5 protein-coding genes and 1 pseudogene are annotated in these 6,594 nt (G+C 43.6%); 3 read left to right on the top strand and 3 right to left on the bottom strand.

Annotation, left to right across the window (positions count from 1 at the left end):
- The 3 genes and pseudogenes from AACR09_RS05770 to AACR09_RS05760 form a co-directional block, all read right to left on the bottom strand.
- Positions 1-196, bottom strand: a pseudogene (locus tag AACR09_RS05770) (3'-5' exonuclease); the annotation flags it as partial.
- Complete coding sequence (locus AACR09_RS05765; RefSeq protein WP_193836147.1) at positions 196-2,058, bottom strand: DUF294 nucleotidyltransferase-like domain-containing protein; 1,863 nt, start codon at positions 2,056-2,058, stop codon at positions 196-198. The gene AACR09_RS05765 and the pseudogene AACR09_RS05770, both read right to left, overlap by 1 nt.
- A gap of 226 nt (positions 2,059-2,284) precedes the next feature.
- Positions 2,285-3,004, bottom strand: a complete 720-nt coding sequence (locus AACR09_RS05760; protein ID WP_004733531.1) for a FadR/GntR family transcriptional regulator — start codon at positions 3,002-3,004, stop codon at positions 2,285-2,287.
- Between the two features lie 342 nt (positions 3,005-3,346).
- Here AACR09_RS05760 and AACR09_RS05755 point away from each other — a divergent pair, with 342 nt between their 5' ends.
- The 3 genes from AACR09_RS05755 (at position 3,347) to AACR09_RS05745 (ending at position 6,565) form a co-directional block, all read left to right on the top strand.
- Entirely contained in the window at positions 3,347-4,123 is a 777-nt protein-coding gene (locus tag AACR09_RS05755) for an SDR family NAD(P)-dependent oxidoreductase (RefSeq protein ID WP_004733530.1), read from the top strand.
- Positions 4,124-4,327: 204 nt separating this feature from the next.
- Positions 4,328-5,050 (top strand): FadR/GntR family transcriptional regulator, encoded by a 723-nt coding sequence (locus AACR09_RS05750; RefSeq protein WP_004733529.1) that lies wholly within the window; start codon positions 4,328-4,330, stop codon positions 5,048-5,050.
- Between the two features lie 147 nt (positions 5,051-5,197).
- Positions 5,198-6,565, top strand: coding sequence for an MATE family efflux transporter (locus AACR09_RS05745; RefSeq protein WP_017081002.1), 1,368 nt, complete (start codon positions 5,198-5,200; stop codon positions 6,563-6,565).
- Positions 6,566-6,594 lie beyond the last annotated feature (29 nt).

Here is a 6,594-nt window from a genome sequence, read left to right as displayed (position 1 = left end):
CTTGTTCGCTGTCTAGACCCGTGGTCTCAAGATCCAACACGATGTAGTCACTGTCTTTGGCCAAGTCCGTCATTTCAGGGCAAGGCTGATCTACGAGATCATGTAACGCTTCTGGCAACTTAACCGTTCCCAGATATTGCTTACGTTTACGTTTAATTCGCTCAAGCGGATGAAAGTAATTTAAAAACGATTTCATTAGCGCGCTCCGAAACGAATTTTCGCCGCTTCTTGAAGGTCAGCAATGATCCTAAAGGCATCTTTCAAGTGTTTACGCTCAAAGCTACCAAAGCTATCTGGATTGATATTGTTGTCGGGCACATCTCCGTTCTTCAACGCTTCAAGTTGATGACCGAATCGGAAAGAGAGAATGAACTGGTAAGCACCTAGAATGTTTTTGAATGCGTCGTCGCTCAGCATGCCTTTTTCATTGGCTGCCGCAAAGCGTTCATCAGTGGCCGACAAGTCACACTCCACTGCGAGACCATAAATACGTGCTAAGTCAATAATCAAGTTGATGGCGTATTTCTTCACGTTCAAGGTTTTCTTGTTCTCACCCGATTTCTCTAACACCAAGCTGTTGAAGATACCCAAAGGTGGATTGGTATTGACCGCATCTTTCACGAGCGTACTTAGGAACTCACGGTTGCCGCGAATATTGGTATGCAGCTCATCACGAAGAATGCCTTCGAACTCACTGTTGCCATAAATAGTACGGATCTCTAGGAACACACTGATGTTGAGTAGGCGTTCATACTCAGGGTTGGCAACCCACTTTTTATAGTAGTGCTTCCAAACCTTGAGTGGCTGACACCATTTTGGCGTCGCTGCCATGAATTTACCTGGGCATAACGGATAATCGCAGCTTGCCAACCCGTTGGTCACCATCATCGCTAAGTGTTTGAAGTAAATACGGTCACTGTCTGACGCATCATCAGCCAGTACAATAGCGCTGTCTTGATCCGACAGCATGTGCACTTCATTACGCGCGTGCGATCCGGCTACGATCCAAGAGAAATCACACGGTGGTGGGCCTAATTTATCAATCGCGATCTGAATCAATCGGCGGGTGTAGGCATCCATGATCATGGTCATTACCTTACCGACGGTTTCCGGTGCAACCTTGCCTTCCACCAGCGCTTCAAAAATAGCTTGTCGCTCTGGGGTAAACGAAGACATGGTTTTCACACTGCCCGCGTATTTGATTTTCTCGATTAAGAAGATCGCTTGGACACGGTGGTTTTGAACTAAGTGAGACGTGGTGAGGAGACCAACGACCTTATTCTCTTTCACAACGGGCAAGTTACGGATATTGAATTGCATCATGATAGATGCAGCATGCAGCACTAAATCATCGGGTTTCACTGTGAGTGGAGAGTGTGTCATTACCTCTGAGATCAGGCTATCAGTACTGACACCGTGAGCGATCACTCGCTTAGTCATGTCACGGTCGGTAATCAAACCAACAATGGTTTCACCCTCATAGATCACCGCACATGGCGAGCGTTGGTGAAGCATTTCCACCGCTACCGATTGGATGGTTTGCTCAGACTTAACAATGGCGACCTGCCCGCTTGCCACTTCCTCAACTTTACGAATGAATAGGCCTTTCTCTTTATTTGACCACACCACATCCAATGCCGACTTCAAGCGAACCTGCGCCTGTGAAGCAAAGTGTTCTGCGCAACTTGGAAAGGCTTTGAAAAGCGTTTGAAGTGCCGAGTGTGGAATCACATAAAGCAAGGTGTTCTCAATTGCGATGGCTCTATAGCCTTTCTCGTCGTTGACTTCAGAATCTAAGAATGTAAAACCGAACAAGTCTTCGCTACCTAGACGTGCGCGAAGCACACCGTCCGATTTTCGTTGCTCCATAGAGCCAGTTCGAATGATATAGAGCGACTTTTCCTTACCCGATTCACACAGATCAACCACATCACCTTTGCCGAGGTAAGTGATCTGAACATTAGAGGCAAGTTCACGCAGCGCTTCTTTAGGGATCTTATCGAATGGGTCTATCTGACCGATAAACTGAAGAATATTTGGTAATAAAGACTGAGGCATAATCACACTCGCAATAATTTAATTAGTATTATTATATAACTAACAAGGCTGGTTGCTAGTGGTTTTAACAAAACAGCAAAGAATAGGTCAAATATTGGACATCAGTCAGGTTTCCATCAAATTTAGATACAAAAAAAGCACGTATTAAACGTGCTTTCCTGGTGTACCTTTTAGTTCCAATGAACCAGTTCCAACAAAGATTCAAAGTAAAAATCTTTTTAAACAATTAACTAGCGATTGGTAACCTGTGGTTCGTTTCTAGCAAGTGACTCGCTGACGCTTGACGCGCTTTATCACTATTCCCCGCCATGATTGCTTCATAAATTTGGCGGTGCTCTTCAATGCAGGTACTTCCCTCTTCAGAAGAGTGAGAAATAAAATTAACAAACATAGTCGTTAAGATATTGCCGAATGGTAGGTAAAAGTCGTTCCCTGTTGCGTTGAAGATTAGGCTATGGAACTTCATATCAATATCTAGCCAACGCTCTTTATCAAGAATCTCTTCGCTAGATATCTCCACCATTTTTTGGAAAATTTCTGATAATTCAATTCGTTGATCTGCAGTCGCAAATTTAGCGGCCAACGCACAAGCTTCAGGTTCGATGGCACGGCGCAAGCCTAAAAACTGATGGCAGAATTGGTCGGTGTCAGCTAAACCGTCCATCCATTCGATCAATTGTGGATCTAAGAAGTTCCAGAACGCGCGGTCAACAACACGAGTACCAATCTTAGGGCGAGATTCTAATAGGCCTTTTGAAGTAAGAAGCTTAACCGCTTCTCTTAATGCTGTTCTACTGATACCAAATTGCTCACACAGAGCCATTTCACCAGGGATAATAGAACCTTGAGGCAAATTGCCCGACAAAATACCACGAGCGATTTCACGTGCAACTTGCACATGAAGGCTTCGCTTAGAGCCTGAAATAGAATTGAAATGACCAGCCATGTGTCTACTTACTTATTAGATATGTATTATTTAATTCGTACTATAACACTGATTTATATCTCTACCAACTCAGTATCAGAATAACGTGAGGTCACTACCAATATAGGCTAGAGTATTATTTTGACAATCTTGTAAGTATTAAGCTCATCAAACCAAACATACCCATTTATTCATACAAATAGTTCTTATTTACACATTTTTTGTATGCGTGAACTCACAGAACCACTCTTACTCTCACTATTTATGTCGGTAATGATCAGTTTTTAGATGAACACTCTTGAATATAGCAAGTGTTATTGTATGATTTATTAACGCAAATAATCTACAATATAGGCGACTCTGATGTTTAACGATTTAAAAGGCAAACGCATTTTAATTACTGGCTCTACTGCTGGTATGGGCCTAGCTACTGCACGCATTTTTGCAAAGTACGGCGCAAAGATTGGCATCAATAGTCGTGCTTTCAGCCCAAAAGTCGATGACGTTCTCACCGAACTCACCGCATTGGGTGGCGATGTTGCGTTTTTTCCTGCAAACCTAATGGACACATTAGAGTGCGAAAGGTTAGTCAAAGAGTTCACCGACCATTTTGGCGGCATGGATGTGTTGATTAACAACGCAGGTGGCCTTGGTGGGCGTGCAAGTCTAGAAAATATCGATGACGAGTTTTATGAGCGTGTGATGAACCTAAATGTTCGATCCGCGCTGATGACAACTAAGTTCTCTATCCCACACTTGCGTGCATCTGCTGCTCTATCGGGGCAAACATCGTGTGTGATTAGCACGGGCTCTATTGCCGCTCGCGAAGGCGGTGGTGTGGGTGCTGGCGTATATGCCGCATCTAAAGCGTGGTTACACGACATTCACCGCAATTGGGTGAAAGAGTTCGCGCAAGACAATATCCGTTTCAACATTGTTTCACCGGGCACTATCGACACCGCATTTCACGATGGCAAGAGCGACGATCTGAAAGCGACCATTGCTAACAACATTCCAATGGGACGCTTTGGCAATATTGATGAAGTTGCCCCTTCATTTGCTTTTTTTGCATCGCACGCCTGTAGCGGGTACATCACAGGACAAATCCTAGATGTTAACGGCGGACAAATAACGCCCTAGCTAGCTGACTAATATAAGCTCACTAAGTTATATAGAATCGTTAAGTTATATAAAGTCGTTAAGACCGTCACACTAAATAAAGTCATCAGCCCCAACAAATAGATGAGGGAAAACCTCACACTATATTAGACGTATACACTGACACTAAGCGCCAGATTCGTCTGGCTTTTTTTGTTTTCAAAGTTTCAATTTCAGGTGGTTTAAATGTCAATATTTACATTGGTGGAAGATTCAAGCCGCCGAATTCATGTTCAAGTCGCGAGACAAATTGCTCGCAAAATCTTGTCTGGCGAGTTGAAAGAAAATCAGAAGTTACCTAGCGAAATGGAGTTGTGCGAGATCTTTGGAGTCAGCAGAACTGCCCTTCGAGAATCCACTAAGCTGCTTTCAGCAAAAGGGTTGATTGAATCAAAGCCTAAAGTGGGCACTCGTATCAAACCAAGAACGCAATGGCACTTTTTAGATCCTCAATTACTGTATTGGATCCAAGATTTAGAAGACACCAAACCCTTTTTATCTCAATTCTTGGGCTTAAGAAAAGCGATTGACCCAGAAGCATGTGCGCTTGCGGCATCCAACGCTACGGTAGAGCAACGCAAAGAGCTTTCGATTCTTTTCCAAAAGATGACCATCGCGGCAAACGGCTTTGATTATCAAGAGTGGACAACCAACGATCATCTGTTTCACCAAACGATTTTCTTATCGACGGGTAACCAGTTTTACATTCCGTTCGCGAACATCCTGTCGACAATTTTCAAACAGTTTATCGACCACTCTGCCGAAGGCGGTCGCTTCTGTTTAGAAGAGCACAAAGCGATATACGATGCGATTATGTCAGGCAATGCGAATCAGGCTCGAATAGCCTCTCAAGCTTTACTTGATGATGAAAACCAAAAGCTGTCTAGGGTTGAATTAGCCATCGCATAACCAAGATTTACCAGACTGACTCGTGTATCCCAATACACGAGTCAGTCTGTTTTAGCGCCCATTTTTAACCATCCATTACCGTAGTGTTTCATCTTTAAATGTTGAACTCGGGTCCTCTCAGAGAAAACTTACGGTTACACACATAAGGTGTTGTTTGTGTCTACACAATCGTATGTAAGGAAAAATTTCTCTCTCGCCTGGCCCCTAGCCCTAAACGGTATATTGATGCAGTCGATGTTGATGATCGATACGCTGCTGGTTTCTCCTCTTGGTGAAATACCTTTGGCTGCCATGGGAATTGCGACCACTATGGTTGCCTTTGTACTCGGTATTCAAATGGCGCTGGCAAACGGCACTCAGCTAGTATTGAGCCGCGCCGTGGGTTCTGGCATTACCGCTTCATTATCCAAAGCGTTTTGGGCAGGTCTGTTCATCAACTTAGGTATCGCGACAATATTTTGGTTTCTGCTCACCTTTTTAGAACAGCCTTTAATTCAAGCCTTAACCGACGATAAAGCCCTTTACTTAGAAATCAGCCACTACCTTGATATCTCAAAGTATCTCGTCATTTTCACAGCATTAACGCAAGTAATTATCGCCCTATTTAATGCATTAGGAAGAACCAAAATACCGTTTAAAGGGTATTTGATTGAATTGCCGATCAACGCTGTACTTTCTTATGGACTCATTCACGGCTTTTCAAATTTCGAAGGTATTGGTGTTCAAGGCGCCGCACTAGGCAGTGTTATTGCTATCACCCTTCGCCTTGTGTATCTGGTTCTTTGCGTGTATTTAAGCTCGGCAATTTCACTCAAATTAGACGCCCAGCGATCTGAGTTCATGACAAACGTTCGCCGTCACTTTATCGAGATATTCCCTGTCGCAGCAAATGTAACCATGCTATTGATTGGCGCAACGATTTATCAGTTACTGTATTCGCAACTTAACATCAACGCGTATGTTGCGATTACTTTGGTGATGCCTTGGATTAGGGCTGTCTCTCAATTTATTACTGCTTGGGCTCACTCTTCCGCGATTACTATCAGCCAAGCGATTGGCTCTAAAAAGATGGATGACCTAGTCAAAAACGTCGATACCAGTATTGATATTGCGGTCGTCATTTCTTTTGTGTGTGCAATCTTGTTCGCGGGGTTAAGTCTGGTCATTGGTGATATTTACCCGAACTTGGATGAGTCTACCTATCAAGCATTGGCCGTTATCGCCCCACTCTACATCTTCTTGCCGATTGTCCGTGGCTACAACACGGTTCATGGGAATGTATTAAGAGCACTAGGAAAAACGACCGCAGTCTTCAAAATCAACTTTACTGGTCAATGGGTAATTTCAATTCCATTGTGTGCATTGATCATCTTTGGATTAGACGGTTCTATCTTTTGGGCATTCGCTATCCAACCATTCGAAGAAGTCGTTAAAGCTTTCCCATTCCGTCATTTGGCTCGAAAGTCTCTTAAAGAGTTCGATGCCGACAAAGCCAAAGAGTTGATGTATGACTAAACTCCGTATCGAGTTGCCGTCCTAAAATC

It is taken from the genome of Vibrio sp. OPT20, assembly GCF_963889365.1.
In the GTDB taxonomy this organism is placed as follows: Bacteria; Pseudomonadota; Gammaproteobacteria; order Enterobacterales; family Vibrionaceae; genus Vibrio; species Vibrio splendidus.
This window is presented reverse-complemented; position numbering and strand designations above follow the sequence as displayed.

Coding starts and splice junctions, on each gene's coding strand:
- AACR09_RS05765 (WP_193836147.1), bottom strand. CDS start 2,058: ATGCCTCAGTCTTTATTACCAAATATTCTTCAGTTTATCGGTCAGATA.
- AACR09_RS05760 (WP_004733531.1), bottom strand. CDS start 3,004: ATGGCTGGTCATTTCAATTCTATTTCAGGCTCTAAGCGAAGCCTTCAT.
- AACR09_RS05755 (WP_004733530.1), top strand. CDS start 3,347: ATGTTTAACGATTTAAAAGGCAAACGCATTTTAATTACTGGCTCTACT.
- AACR09_RS05750 (WP_004733529.1), top strand. CDS start 4,328: ATGTCAATATTTACATTGGTGGAAGATTCAAGCCGCCGAATTCATGTT.